This is a genomic window from Paraburkholderia sp. UCT31, assembly GCF_014397655.1.
In the GTDB taxonomy this organism is placed as follows: Bacteria; Pseudomonadota; Gammaproteobacteria; order Burkholderiales; family Burkholderiaceae; genus Paraburkholderia; species Paraburkholderia tuberum.
On sequence record NZ_VZQP01000043.1, the window covers coordinates 23783 to 45274 of the forward strand.

Annotated in this window: 21 protein-coding genes; 17 read left to right on the forward strand and 4 right to left on the reverse strand. The window is 64.8% G+C overall.

Features of this window, described 5'->3' with window-relative positions; genetic code table 11:
- Window positions 1–58: 58 nt before the first annotated feature.
- From F6X40_RS29495 to F6X40_RS29510, 4 genes are all read left to right on the forward strand, one after another.
- A complete protein-coding gene (locus F6X40_RS29495; RefSeq protein WP_187630241.1) occupies window positions 59–2026 on the forward strand; it encodes a lytic transglycosylase domain-containing protein in 1968 nt (655 codons plus the stop codon).
- Between the two features lie 82 nt (window positions 2027–2108).
- Window positions 2109–3062, forward strand: a complete 954-nt coding sequence (locus F6X40_RS29500; protein WP_187630242.1) for a complex I NDUFA9 subunit family protein — start codon at window positions 2109–2111, stop codon at window positions 3060–3062.
- Between the two features lie 27 nt (window positions 3063–3089).
- Window positions 3090–3743, forward strand: a complete 654-nt coding sequence (locus F6X40_RS29505; RefSeq protein ID WP_187630243.1) for a glutathione S-transferase family protein — start codon at window positions 3090–3092, stop codon at window positions 3741–3743.
- Window positions 3740–4972, forward strand: coding sequence for a multifunctional CCA addition/repair protein (locus F6X40_RS29510; RefSeq protein ID WP_090802586.1), 1233 nt, complete (start codon window positions 3740–3742; stop codon window positions 4970–4972). Before F6X40_RS29505 ends, F6X40_RS29510 begins: the two co-directional genes overlap by 4 nt.
- 50 nt (window positions 4973–5022) lie before the next feature.
- Here F6X40_RS29510 and F6X40_RS29515 read toward each other — a convergent pair whose 3' ends face one another.
- Together F6X40_RS29515 and F6X40_RS29520 are read right to left on the reverse strand one after the other, a co-directional pair.
- Window positions 5023–5217, reverse strand: coding sequence for a DUF2905 domain-containing protein (locus F6X40_RS29515; RefSeq protein ID WP_018418711.1), 195 nt, complete (start codon window positions 5215–5217; stop codon window positions 5023–5025).
- A 31-nt stretch (window positions 5218–5248) separates the two neighbouring features.
- Window positions 5249–6451: a class I SAM-dependent methyltransferase gene (locus F6X40_RS29520; protein WP_187630244.1), complete on the reverse strand. Its 1203-nt coding sequence runs from the start codon at window positions 6449–6451 to the stop codon at window positions 5249–5251.
- 13 nt (window positions 6452–6464) lie between these two features.
- Between F6X40_RS29520 and F6X40_RS29525 the strand changes: the two genes are divergently transcribed.
- The 6 genes from F6X40_RS29525 to F6X40_RS29550 all read left to right on the forward strand — a co-directional run bounded on the left by F6X40_RS29525 (window position 6465) and on the right by F6X40_RS29550 (window position 12926).
- A complete protein-coding gene (locus F6X40_RS29525; protein ID WP_184065800.1) occupies window positions 6465–7292 on the forward strand; it encodes an SDR family oxidoreductase in 828 nt (275 codons plus the stop codon).
- 91 nt (window positions 7293–7383) lie between these two features.
- On the forward strand, window positions 7384–7779 hold the full coding sequence (locus F6X40_RS29530; RefSeq protein WP_090802589.1) for a dihydroneopterin aldolase: 396 nt from the start codon (window positions 7384–7386) through the stop codon (window positions 7777–7779).
- Between the two features lie 3 nt (window positions 7780–7782).
- Window positions 7783–8784, forward strand: coding sequence for a tRNA 2-thiocytidine(32) synthetase TtcA (gene ttcA / locus F6X40_RS29535; protein ID WP_187630245.1), 1002 nt, complete (start codon window positions 7783–7785; stop codon window positions 8782–8784).
- A 141-nt stretch (window positions 8785–8925) separates the two neighbouring features.
- The gene (glmU, locus tag F6X40_RS29540) at window positions 8926–10287 is read left to right on the forward strand and encodes a bifunctional UDP-N-acetylglucosamine diphosphorylase/glucosamine-1-phosphate N-acetyltransferase GlmU (protein ID WP_187630246.1); all 1362 of its coding nucleotides are present in this window, start codon (window positions 8926–8928) and stop codon (window positions 10285–10287) included.
- 59 nt (window positions 10288–10346) lie between these two features.
- Window positions 10347–12164: a glutamine--fructose-6-phosphate transaminase (isomerizing) gene (glmS, locus tag F6X40_RS29545; protein WP_187630247.1), complete on the forward strand. Its 1818-nt coding sequence runs from the start codon at window positions 10347–10349 to the stop codon at window positions 12162–12164.
- A 162-nt stretch (window positions 12165–12326) separates the two neighbouring features.
- The gene (locus F6X40_RS29550; RefSeq protein WP_187630248.1) at window positions 12327–12926 is read left to right on the forward strand and encodes a rhomboid family intramembrane serine protease; all 600 of its coding nucleotides are present in this window, start codon (window positions 12327–12329) and stop codon (window positions 12924–12926) included.
- A gap of 51 nt (window positions 12927–12977) precedes the next feature.
- Here F6X40_RS29550 and F6X40_RS29555 read toward each other — a convergent pair whose 3' ends face one another.
- Window positions 12978–13238, reverse strand: a complete 261-nt coding sequence (locus F6X40_RS29555) for a DUF6723 family protein (protein ID WP_184035068.1) — start codon at window positions 13236–13238, stop codon at window positions 12978–12980.
- 240 nt (window positions 13239–13478) lie between these two features.
- Between F6X40_RS29555 and F6X40_RS29560 the strand changes: the two genes are divergently transcribed.
- The 5 genes from F6X40_RS29560 to F6X40_RS29580 all read left to right on the forward strand — a co-directional run bounded on the left by F6X40_RS29560 (window position 13479) and on the right by F6X40_RS29580 (window position 18973).
- Window positions 13479–14714: an alkaline phosphatase family protein gene (locus F6X40_RS29560; protein ID WP_187630249.1), complete on the forward strand. Its 1236-nt coding sequence runs from the start codon at window positions 13479–13481 to the stop codon at window positions 14712–14714.
- Window positions 14715–14737: 23 nt separating this feature from the next.
- The gene (locus F6X40_RS29565) at window positions 14738–16009 is read left to right on the forward strand and encodes a cytochrome-c peroxidase (RefSeq protein WP_187630250.1); all 1272 of its coding nucleotides are present in this window, start codon (window positions 14738–14740) and stop codon (window positions 16007–16009) included.
- Window positions 16010–16134: 125 nt separating this feature from the next.
- Window positions 16135–16827, forward strand: coding sequence for a lytic transglycosylase domain-containing protein (locus F6X40_RS29570; RefSeq protein WP_187630251.1), 693 nt, complete (start codon window positions 16135–16137; stop codon window positions 16825–16827).
- Window positions 16828–17022: 195 nt separating this feature from the next.
- A complete protein-coding gene (locus F6X40_RS29575; RefSeq protein WP_187630252.1) occupies window positions 17023–17940 on the forward strand; it encodes a DUF2242 domain-containing protein in 918 nt (305 codons plus the stop codon).
- A 781-nt stretch (window positions 17941–18721) separates the two neighbouring features.
- Complete coding sequence (locus F6X40_RS29580) at window positions 18722–18973, forward strand: hypothetical protein (protein ID WP_187630253.1); 252 nt, start codon at window positions 18722–18724, stop codon at window positions 18971–18973.
- 79 nt (window positions 18974–19052) lie between these two features.
- Here F6X40_RS29580 and F6X40_RS29585 read toward each other — a convergent pair whose 3' ends face one another.
- A complete protein-coding gene (locus F6X40_RS29585) occupies window positions 19053–19982 on the reverse strand; it encodes a DMT family transporter (protein WP_187630254.1) in 930 nt (309 codons plus the stop codon).
- Between the two features lie 236 nt (window positions 19983–20218).
- On the opposite strand from F6X40_RS29585, the gene F6X40_RS29590 reads away from it, so the two are divergent.
- Together F6X40_RS29590 and F6X40_RS29595 are read left to right on the forward strand one after the other, a co-directional pair.
- Entirely contained in the window at window positions 20219–20971 is a 753-nt protein-coding gene (locus tag F6X40_RS29590) for an IclR family transcriptional regulator C-terminal domain-containing protein (RefSeq protein WP_018418696.1), read from the forward strand.
- A gap of 265 nt (window positions 20972–21236) precedes the next feature.
- The gene (locus F6X40_RS29595) at window positions 21237–21446 is read left to right on the forward strand and encodes a hypothetical protein (protein WP_184056380.1); all 210 of its coding nucleotides are present in this window, start codon (window positions 21237–21239) and stop codon (window positions 21444–21446) included.
- The last annotated feature ends 46 nt before the right edge of the window (window positions 21447–21492 follow it).

Genomic DNA, 21492 nt, shown 5'->3' on the forward strand with positions numbered 1-21492 from the left:
GTTGCCGGGACAGGGTTGCATGCTATGCTTGGGTCCAATTCGCGCTCCAGAAACAACGATGTCAAAACGCCTTTTTCGAGTATATCGCGCGGCCAGTATCGCGCTTGCCGCAGCGGCACTCGTGGCCTGCAGCACTGCCTCGGCCGTCAAGCCCCTTCCGATCTCGCAACTCACGAACGACGACCAGATTTTCGTCCAGCTTCGCGAAGCCTCGCGTACTAACGACGCGGCGCGCGCAGCCCAGCTCGCGAGCATGATCCCGAATTATCCGGCGCCCTCGTATCTGGAGTACTTCCAGATCAAGCCGCAGCTGTTCGATTCGACCGGCCATGCGCGCATCGACGCGCCGGACGCGCCCGTGCTCGCGTTCCTGCAGAAGTACGACGGCCAGGCGATCGCCGATCGCATGCGCAATGACTACCTGACGGTGCTCGGCACGCGTCACGACTGGCGCAACTTTGACCAGCAGTACGCGAAGTTCGTGCTCGACGACGACACTCAGGTCAAGTGCTACGCGCTCGAATCGCGCGCCTCGCGCGGCGAGAACGTCGCGGACGCGGCGCGCGCGCTGCTCGTCGAGCCGAAGTGGTACGGCGACGGCTGCGTCGATCTGATCACGGTGCTCGGCGTGAACCACCAGTTCAGCGCCGACGACATCTGGGCGCAAATTCGTCTCGCGTACGAGCAGAACTACACGAGCACCGGCAGCAAGCTCGTCGACGCGCTCGGCGACCAGCCGCCCGACCCGGTGCTGTTCAGCCAGGCGACCAATACGCCGCCGCTATTGCTCGCGCGCGGCGTCGGACCGGATGCGCAATCGCACCAGCTGGCGCTGCTCGCCATCACGCGCATGGCGCGCAACGATCCGGCCATGGCCGCGGCCACGTTCGCGTCGGTCGCGCCGTCGCTGAATTCGCCGGAGCGCGCGATCGGCTGGGGCACGATCGGCTATCAGGGCGCGCTCAAGCAGATGCCTGGCGCGGTCGACTGGTTCCGGCTGTCGGCCAACGCGCCGCTGTCGAATCCCGCGTATGAATGGCGCACACGCAGCGCGCTGCTCGCAGGCGACTGGAACATGGTGCGCTGGTCGATCGAGCAGATGCCCGAGTCGCTGCGCAAGCAATCGTCGTGGGTGTACTGGCACGCGCGCGCGCTGAAGCAGGCCGGCGACACGGCCACGGCCAGTCAGGAATTCCAGTCGATCGCGGCGAACTTCAACTTCTACGGCCAGCTCGCGCTCGAAGAGCTCGGCCAGAAGATCACCGTGCCGCCGAAAACCACCGTGACCGACGCAGAAGTGCAGCAAGCCGGCACCACGCCGGGCTTCGATCTCGCGCAGCGCTTCTATGGGCTGAATCTGCGGCTCGAAGGCAATCGCGAGTGGAACTGGCCGTTGCGCAACATGTCCGACCGGCAACTGCTCGCCGCCGCCGAGTACGCGCGCCGCATCGAGCTGTACGACCGCACCGTCAACACCGCGGACCGCACGAAGAGCGAGCACGATTTTTCGCTGCGCTATCTATCGCCGTTCCGCAACATCGTCGAGCAGGACGCGCAGTCGAGCGGGCTCGACGTCGAGTGGGCGTACGGGCTGATTCGCCAGGAGTCGCGCTTCATCATCAACGCGCGCTCTGACGTCGGCGCGGGCGGACTGATGCAGCTGATGCCCGCCACCGCGCAACTGGTCGCGAAGAAGATCGGTCTGGGACCCGTGTCGCGCGAGCAGATGAACGACATCGACACCAACATCCTGCTCGGCACGAACTACCTGGCGATGATCTACAATCAGTTCGACGGGTCCGCCGTGCTGGCCACCGCTGGCTACAACGCAGGTCCGGGCCGTCCGCGCAACTGGCGGCAGTCGCTGCAGCGCCCGGTCGAAGGCGCGGTCTTCGCCGAGGCGATTCCGTTTCAGGAAACTCGCGACTACGTGAAAAATGTGTTGTCCAACACGGTCTACTACGCGGCATTGTTCGAAGGCCGTCCGCAATCGCTGAAGGCGCGCCTGGGTTACATCGCACCGTAAGCGCCTTGGCGCCGCAATCTCGCTTCGAGGTTGCGGCGCGCTTCGCCAGCCGTTGCCGCGGCTTCCATCAGGGAGTCGAAAAATGCGACATCAAGCCATCGCGGTCATCGGCGGTTCAGGGTTCATCGGCAGCTACCTCGTCAACGCGCTCGTCGAGATGGGCAAGGACGTGCGCGTCGCCACACGGCGACGCTACAACGCGCGACATCTGACCATGCTGCCGATCGACGTGCTCGAAACCGACGTGTTCGATCCGGTGCAACTCGCGCGCTTCGTCGAGGGCGCGGATTGCGTAATCAATCTCGTCGGTATCCTGAACGGCAAACGCGGCAAGCCCTATGGGCGGGAGTTCGCGCATGCGCACGTCGAGCTGCCGACGCGCATCGTCGCCGCCTGCGAAGGCAAGGGCGTGCATCGGCTGATTCATCTGAGCGCGCTAGGCGCCAATCCGAACGGCCCGAGCATGTATTCGCGCTCGAAGGCCGACGGCGAGAAGGCCGTGCATGCGGCCAACGTCGCGTGGACGATCTTCCGGCCGTCCGTCGTGTTCGGACCCGAGGACGCGTTTCTGAACAAGTTCGCGTTCCTGCAGCGCGTGTTTCCGGCCATTCCGCTCGCGATGCCGGACGCGCAGTTCCAACCGGTCTATGTCGGCGACGTCGCGAAGGCGATCGTCAACGTGCTCGATCTCGATGGCGCGAGCGGCCGCACCTACGAGCTTGGCGGCCCGACCGTCTACACGCTCGAAGACCTGGTTTCGTACTGCGGCGACGTGATCGGCAAGCATGCGCGCATCATCCGTCTGCCCGAGCCGCTCGCGCGCCTGCAGGCGTTGAGCTTCGAATTGGCGCCGGGCGAACCGGTGATTTCGCGCGACAATCTCGATTCGATGAAGGTCGCCAACATTCTGAGCGGGCCGCTCGCGCCCGAGCTCGGACTCGAACCGGTCAGCATCGAAGCGATCGTGCCGACGTACCTGAGCGGTGCTGCCTCGGGTTCGCGACTCGACACGTTCCGCGCCAACGCCGGGCGCTGAAGCCTTTCCCTCTACCTGATAACAAGTATGAAACTGCTGATTGGTGACAAGAACTATTCGTCGTGGTCGATGCGTCCGTGGCTGCTGCTCACGCACTTCGGCATTCCGTTCGACGAGGAACTGATCCTGCTGGACGAAGCGGACACGAATGCGAAGATCCGCGCTCAGGCGCCGCGTGGACCGGGCAAGGTGCCGTGCCTGATCGACGACGCCGGGCAGGCCGTGTGGGATTCGCTGGCGATCGCCGAAACGCTCGCCGAGCGCTTCCCGCAACACGCGCTGTGGCCGCGAGACGCGGCGGCGCGCGCGCATGCGCGCAGCGTCAGCGCCGAGATGCATTCGGGGTTCGGCGAGTTGCGCTCGAAGATGTGGATGAACATCCGTGCGTCGTTCCCGGGCAAGAACGCGACGCCGGGCGCGCTCGCCGATATCGCGCGGATCGAGACGATCTGGAGCGACTGCCTCGAGACCTACGGCGGTCCGTTCCTGTTCGGCGAATTCGGCATTGCCGACGCGATGTTCGCGCCGGTCGCGATGCGCTTCAACACGTGGAAGCCGGCGTTGTCGGAGACCGCAGCCGCCTATGTCGAGCGGCTCACCGAGCTGCCCGCTGTCAATGCATGGATCGACGCCTCGCGCCGCGAAACGCACGCGATCGCCTATCAAGACGAATGCCCATGAACATCTATGCAGTAGGTGGCGCGGTCCGCGACGAGCTGCTCGGCGTGCCGGTGCAGGACCGCGACTACGTGGTGGTGGGAGCGACACCCGAGCAGATGGTCGCGCAGGGCTATCGGCCGGTGGGCAAGGACTTTCCGGTATTCCTGCATCCGCAGACGCAGGAGGAGTACGCGCTCGCGCGCACCGAGCGCAAGACGGCGGCCGGCTATCACGGCTTCCAGTTTTTCTATGCGCCCGACGTGACGCTCGAAGAAGACCTCGCGCGCCGCGATCTGACGATCAACGCGATGGCGCGCGAGGTGCGCCCGGACGGCGAGCTGACCGGCCCCGTCATCGATCCGTTCAACGGCCAGGCTGACTTGCAGGCGCGGCTTTTTCGCCATGTCAGCGCCGCGTTCCTCGAAGATCCGGTGCGGATTCTGCGCATCGCGCGTTTCGCGGCGCGTTTCGTCGATTTCACGGTCGCGCCGGAAACGCTGGCGCTGATGCGCGAGATGGTCGCCGACGGCGAAGCCGATGCGCTGGTGGCCGAGCGCGTGTGGCAGGAGGTGTCGCGCGGGTTGATGGAGAAGAAGCCGTCGCGGATGTTCGGCGTGCTGCGCGACTGCGGCGCGCTCGCGCGGATTCTGCCGGAAATCGACGCGCTGTTCGGCGTGCCGCAGCGCGCCGACTATCACCCCGAGGTCGATACCGGTGTCCACGTGATGATGGTGCTGGACCATGCCGCGCAGCAGGGCTACGCGCTGCCGGTGCGCTTCGCGGCGCTGACGCACGACCTCGGCAAGGCGACCACGCCGGAGGACCTGCTGCCGCGGCACATCGGCCACGAGGGCCGCAGCGTCGATCTGCTGAAGCCGCTGTGCGAGCGGCTGCGCGTGCCGAACGAGTGCCGCGATCTGGCGGTGCTGGTCGCGCGCGAGCACGGCAATATTCATCGCGTGATGGAGATGGGGGCGGCGGCTCTGGTGCGCCTGCTCGAGCGCAGCGACGCGATCAGGAAGCCGGCGCGCTTCGCCGAGGCGCTGCAGGCCTGCGAGTCGGATGCACGCGGGCGGCTCGGCCTCGAGATGAGCGCGTACCCGCAGGCCGAGCGGCTGAGGCTTGCGCTGGTGGCCGCGCGAGGCGTGGATGCAGGGGCAGTGGCGCAGCGGCTCGCCGATGCGCCGGCCGGCATCAAGGACGCCGTGCATGAGGAGCGCGTGCGTGCGGTAGAGGCTGCGCTGGCTTGAAGTCGCGCGGGCGTAAAGTAGCGCGCGACGGCGGTAGCGCGCGACGGCGCCTACAACACCCGCGCCAACAGCGACAACAGCATCGACAGCACCAGCGTCGACATGAACGGAAACGGATACTCGCGGCCGAACAGCCGCAAGGTCACGTCGCCGGGCATCCGGCCGATGCCGAGCTTCCTCAGCCACGGCCAGCACGACGACAGCACCGCGACGGCAACGAAGGTCGTCAAAAGCCAGCGAATCATCGCGAGTCCTCGAGCCAGAGCGGATTCACAATCACAGCGTATGCGAACGATCACCGCTCGAAAAGGCGCGCAGCGTATCGTCGAGTCCACGCGAAAACGCGATCACCTTGAAGAGCTCGCCCATCTCCGCCTCGGACAGCAGCTTCTGTACCGCGTTGGCGGCGGGAAGAAAGCGCGCGGCGTCGGCGGGATCGATTTCGCCGAGCACCTCGGTGACGCCCGCGTTCAGCAGAAAGCGCGCTTGCGATGTGAAGCCGAGCAGGTCCGCGCCGGTCTCGACGCCCGCCTCGGCGATGCCGGTGAATTCGACGTGCGCGGTGATGTCCTGCAGACCGGGGTACAGGAACGGGTCGCCGTGCGCGCGGTGCCGGTAGTGGCACATCAGCGTGCCCTGCGCGCGCTGGTCGTGGTAGTACTCGTGGCGCGGAAAACCGTAGTCGATCAGCAAGATCGCGCCGCGCGCTAGCATCGTGCAGATGGTGCGCGTGAAGGCGCGCGCGGCTTCGTGCGTTTCTGTCACGTAGTCGTCGCCGGCCGGTTCGCGGGTCGCATCGATTTCGGTCAGCAGCGCGAGGTCCGCGGCGGCCGCGACGGGCCGGTCGTCGAACGCGAAGGCGCCGTCGCGCCACACCACGCCGCGCTCGCGCCAGACACCGCCGTTTTGCGCGAAGAGCCGCACCGGCATCGCATCGAGCACCTCGTTGCCGATCACCACGCCTTCGAAGCGCTGCGGCAACGCGTCGAGCCAGCGCACTTTCGCGAGCAGCGCGGGCGCGGCCGCCGCGATCGTTTCGCGCTGCCGCTCGCGCAGCTCACCCGATAGATCGATGATCGAATAGCTGTCGATCTCGGCGCCGAGCGTGTCGAGCGCATTGAGCAAGCCCGCGGCGAGCTTGCCGGTGCCGGCGCCGAACTCCATCACGTCGCGCGTGCCACTCGCCTCCAACGCTTCGGCGAGCGGGCGCGCGAGCGTCGCGGCGAACAGCGGCGACAATTCCGGCGCGGTGACGAAGTCGCTGCCGTCGTCGGCGCGCAGGCCGAATTTACGCGCACCGCCGCTGTAGTAGCCGAGACCCGGCGCGTACAACGCGCGCTCCATGTAGCGGTCGAACGGCAGCCAGCCGCCGGCCGCGTCGAGCTGCGCGCGGATCTCGGCGACGAGCGCGTCGGACTGCGCGAGCGCGCTCGGGCCGGGAGCAGGTAAACTATCGGGTTGGTGAGCTTTGGGATTCATCCCCGCATTGTAAATGACCGTTTCTCCGGACATCGCTGCCCGCGCGGCTGAACTGCCGCCCGAAACGCCCCGCGTCGTGCTGATTACGGGCGCCGCGCGCCGCATCGGGCGCGCGCTCGCCCTCGGCTTCGCCGCGCGCGGCTGGGACGTGGCCGTGCACTACGGTGCCTCGCGTGAGGACGCCGACGAAGTGGTCGCGCAGATCGTCGCGCTGGGCCGCCGCGCGGTCGCGCTGCACGCCGAGCTCGGCGACGAGGCGCAGGTCGCCCGGCTGCTGCCGGACTGCGCCGCTGCGCTCGGACGGCCGTCGTGCATCGTCAATAACGCGTCGCGCTTCGAGGAAGACACGGCGCGCGACGTCGGCTACGAGCTGCTGCTGAAGCTGACCGCGATGAACGTCGGCGCGCCGCTCGTGCTCGCGCGCATGCTTTACGACGCGACGCCCGATGCGGCGTTGCGCGACGAAAGCCAGCGCGGCGTCGTCATCAATGTGCTGGATCAGAAGCTGTACAACATGAACCCGGACTATCTGTCGTACACGCTGTCGAAGGCGGCGCTGCAGACCGCGACGGTCGCGCTCGCTCAGGCGCTCGCGCCGAAGCTCCGGGTGGTCGGGCTCGCGCCCGGGCTGACCATGCAATCGGGCGACCAGACCCAGCACGGGTTCGAGGCCGCTCACCGTATGACGCCTCTTGGCCGTGCGTCGCGGCCCGAGGATATCGTCGCCGCCGCGCTGTATCTCGCGGATGCAGCCGGCGTTACCGGAACGACGCTGGTGGTCGACGGCGGGCAGCATCTCGTGCCGCTGCCGCGCGACGTGATGTTTTTGACGGGCGCCTGACCCGCGCGCGTGGCCGGCCTTCGAGGCGGCCATCGCGTGTGGCGAAGCGCCCCTTTGCGTGCCTCGCACGCTTTTTTGGACTGGAACGAACATGTTTGCCGCTCTTTCGCACCCCCGGCTCGCCGATTGCCGCCGGCTTTTTCTGCGCAATTACGAAGTGCACATCAATATCGGCGTGCACGACTTCGAAAAGCGCGGCGAGCAGCGCGTCGTGATCAACGTCGAACTGTTCGTGCCGCTCGCGATGTCCACGCCGGTGCACGACAAGCTCACCGAAGTCGTCGACTACGACTTCATGCGCTCGACGATCGCGAGGCGCGTCTCGCAAGGCCATATTCATCTGCAGGAAACGCTGTGCGACGACCTCGTGCGCGCGATGCTCGAACATCCGCAGGTGCGCGGTGCCCGCGTGTCGACCGAAAAGCCGGACGTGTATCCGGACTGCGATGCGGTCGGCGTCGAAGTCTTCCGCATCAAGGAGGACTGAGCGATGAACGCACCGGAAATCCTGACCGCAGACAACGAAGCCGCTGACGCCACCGCGGCACCGAGCGCCGCCCGCGCCTCGAAATCGCCGCTCACGCGCCGCGAGCAGAAGGAAGCGTACGAGAACAACAAGCTCTTCAAGCGTCTCGCGCGCCAGGTCGGCCAGGCGATCGGCGACTACAACATGATCGAGGACGGCGACAAGGTGATGGTGTGCCTGTCAGGCGGCAAGGACAGTTACGCGATGCTCGAGATCCTGATACGGCTGCGCGAGCGCGCGCCGATCAATTTCGACATCGTCGCGGTAAACCTCGACCAGAAGCAGCCGGGCTTCCCCGAGCACGTGCTGCCCGAGTATCTGACCCAGCTCGACATCCCGTTTCACATCGAGAATCAGGACACCTACAGCATCGTCAAGCGGCTCGTGCCGGAGGGCAAGACCACCTGTTCGCTGTGCTCGCGGCTGCGGCGCGGCATCCTGTATCGCGTCGCCGGCGAGCTCGGCGCGACCAAGATCGCGCTCGGCCATCATCGCGACGACATCCTGCAAACGCTGCTGCTGAACCTGTTCTACGGCGGCAAGTTGAAGGGTATGCCGCCCAAGCTGCAATCGGACGACGGCAAGAACATCGTGATTCGGCCGCTCGCCTACGTGAAGGAAACCGATCTGGAGAAGTACGCCGAGCTGCGTGAATTCCCGATCATTCCGTGCAATCTGTGCGGTAGCCAACCAAACCTTAAGCGCGCGGAAATGAAGGCGCTGGTCCGCGACTGGGAAAAGCGTTTCCCGGGCCGCATCGAGAACATGTTCAATGCGTTGTCGAACGTGGTGCCGTCGCATCTGATGGATCACCAGCTGTTTGCGTTCGCGGGGCTGCGCGCGAGCGGCGAAGCCGACCCGCAAGGTGACATCGCGTTCGACGAAGAACCATGCTCGAGCGGCGACGAAGGCGCGCCGCTCACCAGTGCGAAGACCATTTCGCTGGTCCAGTTCGACGACCTGTAACGAGCGAAAAGTGCCTGTTCCGGCGGCATTCCGGCGCTTTTCCGCTGGCTTGCAAGCCCTGCCGAGGCCGCGTCTGCGGCCTTTTTTGCAGGTGCAGCATGATAGAATCGTCCGCTCCAAACTCGTCTATTTGCCGACGCCATGAACATCGTCATTTTGGCGGCAGGTACCGGCAAGCGCATGCGGTCCGCGCTTCCCAAGGTGCTCCATCCTCTGGCCGGCCGGCCGCTCCTCGCTCATGTCATCGACACCGCCCGCGCGCTGAAGCCCGCCCGCCTGATCGTCGTGATCGGCCACGGCGCCGAAGCCGTGCGCGAAGCCGTCGCGGCGCCCGATATCCAGTTCGCGGTACAGGAGCAACAGCTCGGCACCGGCCACGCGGTGCAGCAGGCGCTGCCGCTGCTCGATCCATCGTTGCCCACGCTGGTGCTTTATGGCGACGTGCCGCTCACGCGTGCGCAAACGCTGCGCGCACTGACCGGGCGTGCCGGCCAGGACGGCTACGGCGTGCTCACCGTCACGCTCGACGACCCGACCGGTTACGGCCGCATCGTGCGCGATCAGCACGGCAACGTGCAACGCATCGTCGAGCAGAAGGACGCGAGTCCCGAGCAGCTGAAGATCGCCGAAATCAACACCGGCATCATCGTCGCGCCGACCGCGCGCCTTGCCGGCTGGCTCGCGGCGCTCAAAAACGACAACGCGCAAGGCGAGTTCTATCTGACCGACGCGGTCGAAATGGCGATCGAAGCCGGAGTCGAAGTCGTCACCACGCAGCCCGACGACGAGTGGGAAACGCTCGGCGTCAACAGCAAGCAGCAGCTCGCCGAGCTCGAGCGGATTCATCAGCGCAATGTCGCCGACGCGCTACTCGTCGCGGGCGTGACGCTCGCCGACCCGGCGCGCGTCGACGTGCGCGGCACGCTCGAATGCGGCCGCGACGTGTCGATCGACGTCAACTGCGTGTTCGAAGGCCGTGTGACGCTGGCCGACAACGTCAGCATCGGGCCGAACTGCGTGATTCGCAACGCGAGTATCGGCGCCGGTACGCGCGTCGATGCGTTCACGCACATCGAAGGCGCGGAAGTCGGCGCGAAGGCCGTTGTCGGTCCGTATGCGCGCTTGCGCACAGGCGCGGCGCTGCAAGACGAGTCTCATGTAGGGAACTTCGTCGAGATCAAGAACGCGGTGCTCGGTCATGGCTCGAAGGCCAACCACCTCACCTACATCGGCGATGCGGATGTCGGCGCGCGCGTGAATATCGGCGCGGGCACGATCACCTGCAACTACGACGGCGCCAACAAATTCCGCACCGTGATCGAGGACGACGTGTTCGTCGGCTCGGACACGCAACTGGTCGCACCGGTGCGCGTGCAGCGCGGCGCGACGATCGCGGCCGGCACCACGGTGTGGAAGGACGTCGCCGCCGACGCGCTGGTGTTGAACGATAAAACCCAGACGAGCAAGACGGGCTATGTGCGCCCTGTCAAAAAGAAAAGCTGATCGATACGGCGTGCCCACGAGGCGCGCTCACTGAATCCGGCACTGAAAAGGAATACACCATGTGCGGCATTGTCGGCGCGGTTGCGCAACGTAATATCGTTCCCGTCCTGGTCGAAGGACTGCGGCGCCTCGAATATCGCGGCTACGATTCGTGCGGCGTCGCCGTGCTCGGCGCTCGCGGGCCGAGCCGCGCGCGCAGCGTCGCGCGCGTGGCCGACCTCGAAGGCCAGGTGCGCGACGGTCACCTCGAAGGCGTGACGGGCATCGCGCATACACGCTGGGCCACGCATGGCGCACCGGTCACCGACAACGCGCACCCGATCTTCTCGCGGGATGCGCTGGCGTTGGTACACAACGGCATCATCGAAAACTACGAGACCTTGCGCGAAATGCTGCGCGGCAAGGGTTACGAGTTCGTCTCGCAGACCGACACCGAGGTTATCGCGCACCTGGTCCATAGCCTGTATCGCGGCGACCTGTTCGCTGCGGTGCGCGAGGCGATCGCGCAACTGCACGGCGCGTATGCGATCGCGGTGCTGCACAAGGATCAGCCGCATACGGTGGTCGGCGCGCGTCAGGGCTCGCCGCTCGTGGTCGGGCTCGGGGACGGCGAAAACTTCCTCGCATCGGACGCGCTCGCGCTCGCAGGCAGCACCGAGCGCTTCATCTTCCTCGAGGAAGGCGATGTCTGCGAACTGTCGCTCGATGGCGTGCGCATCGCCGATCGCCAGGGCGAGGCCGCGCAACGCGAGGTGCGCCAGGTGGCCGCCTATGGCGGCGCGGTCGAACTCGGCCCGTATCGCCACTTCATGCAGAAGGAAATCTTCGAGCAGCCGCGCGCGATCACCGACACGATTCCGCAGGCCGACGCGTTCGATGCCTCGATCTTCGGCGAAGGCGCGCGCCAGGTGTTCGCGGACATCGACAGCCTGCTGATTCTCGCGTGCGGCACCAGCTACTACTCGGGGCTCACCGCCAAGTACTGGCTCGAATCGCTCGCGAAGATTCCGACTCAGGTCGAGATCGCGAGCGAGTATCGCTATCGCGAGTCGGTGCCGAATCCGAAGTCGCTGGTGGTGGTGATTTCGCAGTCGGGCGAAACCGCCGACACGCTCGCGGCGCTCAAGCACGCGCAGGAGCTCGGCCACAAGCACACGCTCGCGATCTGCAACGTCGGCACGAGCGCGATGGTGCGGCAGACCGAGTTGTCGTTCCTCACGCACGCGGGCCGCGAGATCGGCGTCGCGTCGACCAAGGCATTCACTACGCAGCTGGTTGCGCTGTTCACGCTGGCGGCAACGCTCGCGAAGCTGCGCGGACGTTTGAACGACGACCAGGAAGCGAGTTATCTGAAGCAGTTGCGCCACCTGCCGGCGGCGCTCAACAGCGTGCTCGCGCTGGAGCCGCAGATCATCGCGTGGTCGGAGGAGTTTTCGCGCAAGGAACACGCGTTGTTCCTCGGACGCGGCATGCACTATCCGATCGCGCTCGAAGGCGCGCTGAAGCTCAAGGAGATTTCGTATATCCACGCCGAGGCGTATCCGGCTGGCGAGCTGAAGCACGGGCCGCTGGCGCTCGTGACCGAAGCGATGCCGGTGGTGACGGTCGCGCCGAACGACGCGCTGCTCGAAAAGCTGAAGTCGAACATCCAGGAAGTGCGCGCGCGCGGCGGCGAGCTTTATGTGTTCGCCGATGCCGATACGAAGATCGTCAACGGCGAAGGGCTGCATGTGATCCGGATGCCAGAGCACTATGGCTTGCTGTCGCCGATCCTGCACGTCGTGCCGCTGCAGTTGCTCGCGTATCACACCGCTTGTGCGCGTGGCACGGATGTGGATAAGCCGCGGAACCTGGCGAAGTCGGTGACGGTGGAGTGACGAAGACGTAGCGGCAAACCGGGCCGCAAGCTCACGCATTCCGCCGCGCCGCCATGCGGTCCGGCGGACGAAACACCATCGGCATCTGTCTTGCCACGATGCCTCGACGTGACGACGCCACATCGACTACCCTCTGTCGACATCCCACGTGGCCTCGTCATCATGAAGACCTCATCTCCCAACACGCTAACCGAAAAGCTGAAGTCACGCGTCGTGCTAATCGCGCTGTTCGTCGGTTCGATGTGGGCGGTGTTCTTTCTGTCGGTTGCGTTGCCGTTCCTGCATCTGAACGAACACGGCGTCGTGCCGCGTTCGCTCGACGGCTTGCAGGGCATCCTGTTCGCACCGTGGCTGCATGCGAGCGTCGGACACATCGCCGCCAACACGAGCGGGCTCGTCGTACTCGGCTGGCTGTGTACGTGGCCGAACATCGCCGGCTTCTGGCGCGCGACCATCGGCGCGATGCTCGGCGCCGGTCTTTGCGCGTGGCTATTCGGCGCGCCGTATTCGGTGCATATCGGCGCGAGTGGGCTGGTGTTCGGCTATGCGGGCTACCTGGTCGCCCGCGGCTACTACACGCGCAATCTCGTGTCGATCCTCGTGGCCCTGGTCGTCGTCAGCAGCTACGGTCTGAGCCTGCTGTTCGGCGTACTGCCGATCTATCCGGATGTGTCGTGGCAGAGCCATGTCGGCGGCGTGCTCGGTGGGGTGCTCGCCGCGCGTGCGGGGGCCGGCGCGGCAAACCGGGTACGCGTGCGCTGACCCATCCGCATTTTTTCGCGTATCGGCATATCGCCGGGTGATCGACGAATCCTACAACTCCGGCCGCGCCAGATCGCTCGCGACGATGTGTTCGCCATACACCTGCGCGGCCGCGAGCGCTTCGAGTCGGCTCGCGTGTGGGCCCAGTTCGGGCGCGCCATCGAATGGAAACAGCACGCGGCCGTCGGTCGTGCGCAGCACCTTCAACACGCCGAAGAAGCGCCGGTAGCCGGCCATTTTCGCGCTCGCCGAAATCTCGAAGTCGTCCTCCGACGTGCCGGGGACGCTGGGAATAAACGCGGTCTTGCTCATAGCTGAAAACATCGGTTGTTCGTTGAGGCGGCGCGCAACGATGCGCGCGGCCGACGCGCATTGTCTCAAATCGGCGCGAAGCGTGAATCGAGTCGGCAACCCGCTGGTTCGCCAATGGTTTTATCGGTGAACGAACGTCAACTTTCACGGCAATGTCATAGGTGCTCCATAAAGTCTGCCCGCAAATAAAACCGCATTCCCGACAGGGCAACAAAGAGACAGCAACAGAGGGCAACGAACATGTCACACCGCATTGGGCTACGCGCACTCATCATGGCCGCTTGCGCGGCTTTAATCGCTTTGATCGTGGCCGCCTGTGGCTCGTCTTCTTCGTCCGGCGGGCTGCAACTGACCAGACAGCAGCAGATTCGCCACGTCTTCGTGATCACGCTCGAAAACGAAAACTACGCGACCACATTCGGCGCCAACACCAAAGCGCCGTATCTCGCGCAAACGCTGGCATCGCAAGGCGCGCTCGTGCAGCAGTACTACGGCACGGGCCACGTGAGTCTCGACAACTACATCTCGATGATCAGCGGCCAGTCGCCGACCAACGAGACCGACAACGACTGCATGACCTATCAGGACTTCAAGCTGACCGGCATGACGTCCGATGGCCAGGCGATCGGCTCGGGCTGCGTGTATCCGGCGAGCGTGAAGACGTTGCCGGACCAGTTGAAGGCAGCGGGCTATACGTGGAAGGGCTATGAAGGCGACATGGGCAACGATCCGTCGCGCGAAGCGGCTACCTGCGGCCATCCGACGCTGAACACGACGGACCTGACGCAGTCGGCCGAAGCGCCGAGCGCGGCCGTGCCGCTCGGCGACCAGTATGCGACGCGCCACAATCCGTTCATGTACTTCCACTCGATCATCGATTCGCCGGACTGCGGACAGCACGTCGTCAATCTGAATAACCTGCAGAACGATCTGCAATCGGTCTCGACCACGGCGAACTTCAACCTGATCACGCCGAACCTGTGCGACGACGGCCACGACGCACCTTGCGTGAACGGCCAGCCGGGCGGCCTGACGAGCGCGAACACGTTCCTGCAGAAGTGGGTGCCGATCATCACCGCATCGCCGGCGTTCCAGAAGGATGGCCTGCTGATCATCAACTTCGACGAAAGCAGCTACGCGACGGTCACGCAGTCCGCGTCGGGCGAGGATCTGGTATTTGCGGGCACGACCTGCTGTAGCCAGCAACCCGGCCCGAACCTGCCGTCGTTCCCGGAGACTTCGTCGCTCGCCTATAACGGCATCACGATCAACCTGACCAAGTCGAGCTACGGCGGCGACCAGACCGGCGCTGTGATGATCTCGAAGTTCATCAAGCCGGGTACGGTGTCCACAGTGCCGTACAACCACTATTCGATGCTGAAGAGCATCGAGGACATCTTCCAGCTGGACCACCTTGGTTATGCGGGACAGGCCGGTCTGGTGGGGTTCGGCAGCGACATCTTCACGAACCTGTAAAAGACTCGATGCTGTCTTCTGTCATGCGATTCACGACGCGCGCGAGCGCGCGTCGGATAGCGCTCGCCGCCCTGATGGGCGGCGCGTTACTGGGGGGCGCCGGTGCGGCGCGCGCTGTTGCGTCGAATGCGACACCGGCATCCGCCGATGCGAAGCCCGTCTATAGTGACGCCGCCGCGCTCGGCAAACTGATGTTCTTCGATCCGGCGCTGTCGGCTTCGGGCAAGATGTCGTGCGCGAGCTGTCACAGTCCCGAGCACGCGTACGGGCCGCCCAACGGTCTCGCCGCGCAACTGGGCGGCGTGGACTTGCATCAGCAGGGCACGCGCGCGGTGCCGAGCCTGCGCTACGTGCTGAACCGTACGCCGATCTGGACGCATGCGCAGGCGGCGAGCCTGTCCGAGCGGCTCAGCGAAACGGACAACGCGCCGGTCGGCGGCTTCGGCTGGGACGGGCGCTTCAACTATCTGCACGATCAGGCGAACTTCCCGCTGTTCAATCCGAACGAGATGGCCAACAAGGATCCGGCCGCATTGCTCGCGAAGATGCAGCGCGCGCCATACGCTGCGCGCTTCAAGGAAGTATTCGGCCAGAACATTTTTGCCGATCCGACCAAGGCGTTCACCCAGGCGATGTACGCGATCGAGCGCTTCGAGCTCGAAGACCCGAGTTTTCATCCGTACACGAGCAAGTTCGACTACTACCTGGACGGGAAAGTGCAACTAACTGCACAAGAGTTGCGCGGCAAAAAACTGTTCGACGACCCCGCCGGCGGCAATTGCGCATCCTGTCATATCGACCAGTCGGGCGTGAACGGCGCTCATCCGCTTTTCACCGACTTCAACTTTCAGGCGCTTGGCGTGCCGCGCAACGCTGAACTGAAGGTCAACGCCGATCCGAAGTATTTCGACATGGGCCTGTGCGGACCATTGCGCACGGATCAGAGCGACAAGCTGAACTGCGGACTGTTCAAGTCGGTATCGCTGCGCAATACCGCGACGCGTCACGTGTTTTTTCACAACGGTCGCTTCCACACGCTGAAAGAGGCCTTGCGTTTCTACGTGCAACGCGATACGAACCCGGACAAGTGGTATCCAAGGGATGCGCACGGCAAAGTCGACAAATTCAACGATCTGCCGGTCGCACTGCGCGTGAACGTCGATACGACCGACAAGCCGCTGACGCGCAAAACGGGCGAGCGTCCGGTCTGGTCCGAGCGTGATATCGAGGACGTCGCCGCGTTCCTCGCGACGCTGAGCGACGGCTATGACCTGAAGTCAAAAGCGGTCAAATGAACCCATCGGAAAGCGGGACGAGTTCCGCTCACCCTTGATTTAAAAGACAAAAATTGCCGAGGAAAGGCGCCGCCCGATGCGGCGGCGCTATAATGCGCGGATCTTTGCTTCCTCCGACGTCCACTATGAGCCGGTTACTTTGCCTGATCGTGCTTTCGCTCGGCCTCGCGCAAACCGCGGCGGCCGACGAAAACACCGACCGAATATCGGCGTACCTGACGCAGAAGTTCGGTGTGGGCAAAGAAAAGGCTCAAAAGATCTCCGACGCGGTGCAATCCGCCGCCAACAAATACTCCCTTCCTCCGGCGCTGCTGCTCGCCATCATCTCGATCGAATCCCGCTTCAAGGAAAAAGCCCGCGGCGCCAATGGCGCGACGGGGCTGATGCAGGTCGTGCCGCAGGCGCACCGCGGCCTGCTGCGCAACGTGAAGGATCTGACCGAGCCGGGTGCGAACATCGAAGCGGGCTCGGCGATTCTGTACGGCTACATGCGCTCGGCGAACGGCGATCTGAATACCGCGCTCAAGAGCTATGGCGGCTCAAAGGCTTATGCGCAGAAGGTGAATCTGCGCGTGGAGGATTTCGCGGCGGTTGCGACACCCGCTGACGGCGCTTCCGGGGCCGCTGGGCGGGCCGCGTCGTGCGAGGCGGATCGTTGCGCCAGCGCGAACCCGTGGGCCGACGCGTTCAGCGTGCCGGCGGCGTTCATTGCATCGGCGGCACCCGCCGCGAGCGGGGCAGCCGGGGCATCGTCGGCCGCGACCTCTGGGTCGACTTCGGCCGCGACGGTGGGCTCGGCGCGCACGACGTCGAACTAGGCACGCACGCGCGGTCTCTTCTCGTATTTTCACCCGTTTGCACTGCGAGGGCGCGGCGGCGTGCTTCAAGTTGACGCCCTATTTCCCGCTGTAATAGGGTCCGGGCTGTACCTTGCACGCTTTTTACGCACGTGACGCTGCCCGCTCTACAATGCATTTCCATTCGCGCTCACGAGGCGCTTCTCGCAACCGATCATGCAGAACCCCTTTTCCCGCACCACCGCCGCGGCCCTGTTCGGGCTGGTCGCGCTCACGGCATGCAGCAGCACGCCGCAACCCCAATTCACTCAGGAACTATTCGAAACCGGCGCAAGCCCGTACGCGCGCAATTTCAATTCGAGTACGGGCGATAGCTGCGAAGCCGCGCGCCGCGCATTGCTGAGCCAAGGCTATCTGACGACGATGTCGCGTCCCGATACCGTCGACGGCACGAAGAATTTTCAGCCGACCGGCGATTCGCACGTGGTCGTCGAATTTCACGTCGTGTGCACGCCCGGCGAAGAGGCGGCCGATACCAGCATCGTGTACGTGAACGCGGTGCAGAACGGCTTCGCATTGAAGAAGAGCGATACGTCGGCGAGCGTCGGGCTCAGCGTGCTCGGTTCGCTGTCGCTGCCGATTCGCTCGAATAGCGACGCGATGGTGAAGATCTCGAGCGAGACGATTCCGTCGGGCAAGTTCTATGACCGCTTTTTCGGTCTCGTCGATCATTACTTGCAGACGGTCGTGCGCACGCAGCCGGTGACGAGCAGCCCGATCGAGACGCGGGCGCTGCCGATGCCGGTAGCAGCGCCGCTTCAACTGACGATCCCTGAGCCGGTGCCCGAGCCGGTAGCGGCGACCACCTCCGCTGCAGTTCGAGCGACGCCGACCGTGCCGGTTCAGACGACGTCACCAGCGCTCGCCCAACCGACGACCGACAAGCCTGTCGCCGTGACGCCACCAACTGTGGCTCAGGCGGTCGAGTCAGCGCCCGCGCCAGCGCAGTTAACCGCGCCCGCACCGGTTCCGTTGACGACACCGTCGACATCCTCGCCGGTCCAGCCCGCCGACCCGATTGGCCAGGCTGCAGCGATCGAACCCGCGAGCGGCACGGCGCCTCTGGTGCCGTGACAGCCGTGCAGCGGCTTTCGCATCGAGGCTGATCAAGGTCCGATCAGCCTCTGATTCAGGCGCGCAGCGATATTCACCTTATGGTGTTTACTTGATACGTATACATACGTAGTAGTAGTTAACAAGGGTTAACCGATTCTGTGGATAAGTCGCAAATGTCGCGCCGCTTCAACATCATGCGAAACCTATAACCCTGCGGAACACGTCGGTAGAAAAACTACATAACTGGGATAAGTTCGAACGCCGTTAGCCGACCCTGATCTTTATCAAGATTTCGCGCACAGGCTGTTCGTCGCACTATCCCGAAGTTATTCAGAGGTCGCTGTGGATAACCACGCCTCCGACCGACACTTCCCGTTGCTCCCGCATCGACGCTTCGCGCGACGCGAAGGGCTCGCCAACGCACAGATTTCCACCCACCGAACACGCACACTGATAACTCGGTACGAAGATTGCGCGCCGTCTTATTGCAAGCGCAACTGTTGCTATTTAGTCAAAACCATTTGCCCAGCGAACAATCCGGCATAGAGTTAAAGTGCTTTGTGAGGTTTCTGGTGCAGTGCGGGGGATGTATGAAACGCAGATCAGCACGACAGCTAGTCCGTCTTCTGTCGGACCTTCGACATGCGGCCCATTGCAGCTCGTTGCGCGCGGTCGCGACCAGTCGGATGATGGCGCTGGCAGCCGCCGAGGCCGCCGAGAACGGCGACGCCGCTCGCGACGACGACAGTCCCGAGTCCACGCGCGATGCGCAGCGCGACAAGCTGTTCCGGAGCAGATCATGAGAGCCGCGAGCGAACAGTCGTTGCGGTTTCTGGTCGAGAAGTGGCTTTCGCCATCGCCGGCCGAGCCGGTTCACGTGACGGAGTTCAGCCGCACACGTGCGGGCGGCCGGCGCTATGTGCGGGTGGAGACGTCGCCGGAACAGGGCGGGCGGGGTTTGTTCTTCTTTCGCCACGACGACGGCTGCTGGTGCGTGTTTCCGCCAACCGCCGATACGGCGAGCCCCTTCGCTCATCCGCGTGCGGCATAGTTGGGCGAAGGGGCAAGACGCCTGTCGGCGCGCATCGCGCACCGAGCGTTGGCGTCGAATCGTTTTATAACGCTGTAAATCACATCACCTGCGGCGCATGCTGCCGGGCGCGTTTCCAGCCCGGTAGTATCTGACACACGATCAATCCCGCGAGCATCAGCGCAGAGCCGAACAACGCGCGAGTCGTCAGCGTTTCGCCGAGGACGAGCCAGCCCGCAAACGCCGCGAACACGCCTTCCATGCTGAAAATCACCGCCGCATGCGAGGGCGCCGCGTAGCGCTGCGCGACCACCTGGATCGTATACGCGACGCCCACCGATAACGCACCGCCGTACCCGATCGTCGGCGCGGCTCGCGCAATTATCGCGGCGCTAAAGGGTTCGACGGCAAGGCCGATCGACAGACACACGAGCCCACAGGTCACGAACTGCGCGAGTGCGAGCATCAGCGTGTCGTGGCGCGCCGCGAAGCGACCGACCAGCATCATCTGCGCGGAAATCACCAGCGCCCCGGCGAGCTGATACCAGTCGCCGTGCAGCATCGAAAAGTGCTCGTCGACGCTCAGGAAGTACATGCCAACGGCCGCCAGTAGCGCGCCAAGCCACGTACCGAGGCCAGTCCGGTGGCGAAACAGCACGCCGAGCAGCGGCACGATCACCACATACAGCGAACTGATGAAGCCCGCGTTCGCGATCTTCGTGTACTGCAGGCCGATCTGCTGCAGCGAGATCGACACGGCCAGCACGACGCCGAGCAGCCCGCCCGCGCCAAGCAGTTCGCGGGCTCCGCCGGGCGCGCGCTTCGTCAGCTCGGCGAGCGCCGGGCGGCGCACGCAGACGATCATCGTCAGCACGACGAGCGCGCCGAGCAGAAAGCGCAAGCCGGTAAACAGGAACGGGCCGATCGTATCGAGGCTCAGTCGCTGTGCGACGAACGCGGAGCCCCAGATCATCGCGGCGATCAGCATCAGCACGTTCGCGCGCAGGTGTTGGCGGGTATCGGGATTCAAGATTTCTTCTGATTTGTCTTGGGATCGCGCTGGGAAGCCGCGCAGGCGCGCCACGCGGTGCTCAGCCGGTAAGGAATCGCTCACATGATACGCGGGCGTTGCGCGCCGGGCAGGCAAACCCCGCGAGTCGCGCGATAATCGCGCAACGGCCGTGCGGTCGCCGGCCTGCGGATCGCGGTGATCAAGCGACTTGCGGATCGGACCGCGATCCCCCGCTCCTTCCACGAGCAAACGACATGGACGACAAGGACTGGATCGCGGGCGCCGCGAAGGCGCTCGCGATCATCGAAGCATTCGACGAAGAGCACGCGCGCATGACGCCAACGATGGTCGCCGCGCGCGCCGGCCTGTCGCGCACGGCTGCGCGCCGCTATTTGCTGACGCTGCGCGAGCTCGGCTACGTCGACACCGACGGCAAGCTGTTCTGGCTCGCGCCGCGCGTGCTGCGGCTCGGCCAGTCTTACCTCGATTCGGCGCGGCTGCCGCGCACGGTGCAACCGTTCCTGCAGCGGATCACCGCGACCGTGCAGGAAACCGCGCTGGTCGCGATCCTCGACGAACACGACGTCGTCTACGTCGCGCGCAACGGCGTGAATCGGGCGATGGCGGTCGGCTTCGTGACCGGCTCGCGCGCGCCGGCGCCGTTATCGTCGGCGGGGCTCGTGCTGCTCGCGTTCCAGCCGCCCGACAGTATCGACCCGTGGCTCGCGTCCTATCCGATCAAGGTTTTCACGCCGTACACCTATTCGACCGTCGAACGGCTCAGAGAAGTGCTTGGCGAAATCCGCCGCAACGGCTACGTGGTCACCGACCAGCAGCTCGAGATCGGTGTGCGCGGCGTCGCGGTCCCGCTGCGCGACCGGCACGGTACGGTGGTCGCGGCGATCAGCGTCAGCATGCCGATCGGCGAGGAGTCGGCGAACGCCGCGCTGCACCGCGTTTTGCCGGCGCTGCAGGAGACCGCAAGCCTGCTGCGGAACCTGGTTTGAGCGCCGCGAAGCGGTCGGCGAGGCGCGCGGGCGGCGGCTTCACGGGGACCTGGCAGGGTCCCCGCTGCGGCTTGCAGGTAGATGAAAGCACGCTGAAAGCAGGCTGTCTCCCGGAAAATACATATCGAGTTTTGCGCATGACAAACCGCCTACGCCTGGGTAATACTCTCCCGCGGGGAGCACAAGGCACCTCGAAGTCCAGCCGCTCTACCGTGCAGCTGTATTCATTCACATTGACTCAGTCGTCTGGTTTGGGGATCAACACATGAAAAAAGTTATCGTCTCGCTCGCAGCCGCTTCGATCGCACTCGTTTCCGTTCAGGCTTTCGCGCAGGCATCGGATGCCGCTGCTATGGAAGCAGCAAGCGCACCGAAGAAGCACCACGTCAAGCAGCTGAAGACCCACGGCAAGAAGGCACACGTTTCCGCCGCAGCTTCGGCAGCAGGCACGAACGACAAGGGCGTGCAGAACTAAGCCAACGCGCGCTCGTTGGGCGCGACATAGCGCTGCGCCGCACCGG

Excerpts from the sequence above, each read along its gene's own strand:
- F6X40_RS29575 (WP_187630252.1), top strand. The coding sequence starts at position 17,023 with ATGCAGAACCCCTTTTCCCGCACCACCGCCGCGGCCCTGTTCGGGCTG.
- glmS (WP_187630247.1), top strand. The coding sequence starts at position 10,347 with ATGTGCGGCATTGTCGGCGCGGTTGCGCAACGTAATATCGTTCCCGTC.
- F6X40_RS29495 (WP_187630241.1), top strand. The coding sequence starts at position 59 with ATGTCAAAACGCCTTTTTCGAGTATATCGCGCGGCCAGTATCGCGCTT.
- F6X40_RS29560 (WP_187630249.1), top strand. The coding sequence starts at position 13,479 with ATGTCACACCGCATTGGGCTACGCGCACTCATCATGGCCGCTTGCGCG.
- glmU (WP_187630246.1), top strand. The coding sequence starts at position 8,926 with ATGAACATCGTCATTTTGGCGGCAGGTACCGGCAAGCGCATGCGGTCC.
- F6X40_RS29505 (WP_187630243.1), top strand. The coding sequence starts at position 3,090 with ATGAAACTGCTGATTGGTGACAAGAACTATTCGTCGTGGTCGATGCGT.
- F6X40_RS29590 (WP_018418696.1), top strand. The coding sequence starts at position 20,219 with ATGGACGACAAGGACTGGATCGCGGGCGCCGCGAAGGCGCTCGCGATC.
- F6X40_RS29555 (WP_184035068.1), bottom strand. The coding sequence starts at position 13,238 with ATGAGCAAGACCGCGTTTATTCCCAGCGTCCCCGGCACGTCGGAGGAC.
- ttcA (WP_187630245.1), top strand. The coding sequence starts at position 7,783 with ATGAACGCACCGGAAATCCTGACCGCAGACAACGAAGCCGCTGACGCC.
- F6X40_RS29530 (WP_090802589.1), top strand. The coding sequence starts at position 7,384 with ATGTTTGCCGCTCTTTCGCACCCCCGGCTCGCCGATTGCCGCCGGCTT.
- F6X40_RS29520 (WP_187630244.1), bottom strand. The coding sequence starts at position 6,451 with ATGAATCCCAAAGCTCACCAACCCGATAGTTTACCTGCTCCCGGCCCG.
- F6X40_RS29570 (WP_187630251.1), top strand. The coding sequence starts at position 16,135 with ATGAGCCGGTTACTTTGCCTGATCGTGCTTTCGCTCGGCCTCGCGCAA.
- F6X40_RS29525 (WP_184065800.1), top strand. The coding sequence starts at position 6,465 with ATGACCGTTTCTCCGGACATCGCTGCCCGCGCGGCTGAACTGCCGCCC.
- F6X40_RS29510 (WP_090802586.1), top strand. The coding sequence starts at position 3,740 with ATGAACATCTATGCAGTAGGTGGCGCGGTCCGCGACGAGCTGCTCGGC.
- F6X40_RS29500 (WP_187630242.1), top strand. The coding sequence starts at position 2,109 with ATGCGACATCAAGCCATCGCGGTCATCGGCGGTTCAGGGTTCATCGGC.
- F6X40_RS29550 (WP_187630248.1), top strand. The coding sequence starts at position 12,327 with ATGAAGACCTCATCTCCCAACACGCTAACCGAAAAGCTGAAGTCACGC.
- F6X40_RS29515 (WP_018418711.1), bottom strand. The coding sequence starts at position 5,217 with ATGATTCGCTGGCTTTTGACGACCTTCGTTGCCGTCGCGGTGCTGTCG.
- F6X40_RS29595 (WP_184056380.1), top strand. The coding sequence starts at position 21,237 with ATGAAAAAAGTTATCGTCTCGCTCGCAGCCGCTTCGATCGCACTCGTT.
- F6X40_RS29565 (WP_187630250.1), top strand. The coding sequence starts at position 14,738 with ATGCGATTCACGACGCGCGCGAGCGCGCGTCGGATAGCGCTCGCCGCC.
- F6X40_RS29580 (WP_187630253.1), top strand. The coding sequence starts at position 18,722 with ATGAGAGCCGCGAGCGAACAGTCGTTGCGGTTTCTGGTCGAGAAGTGG.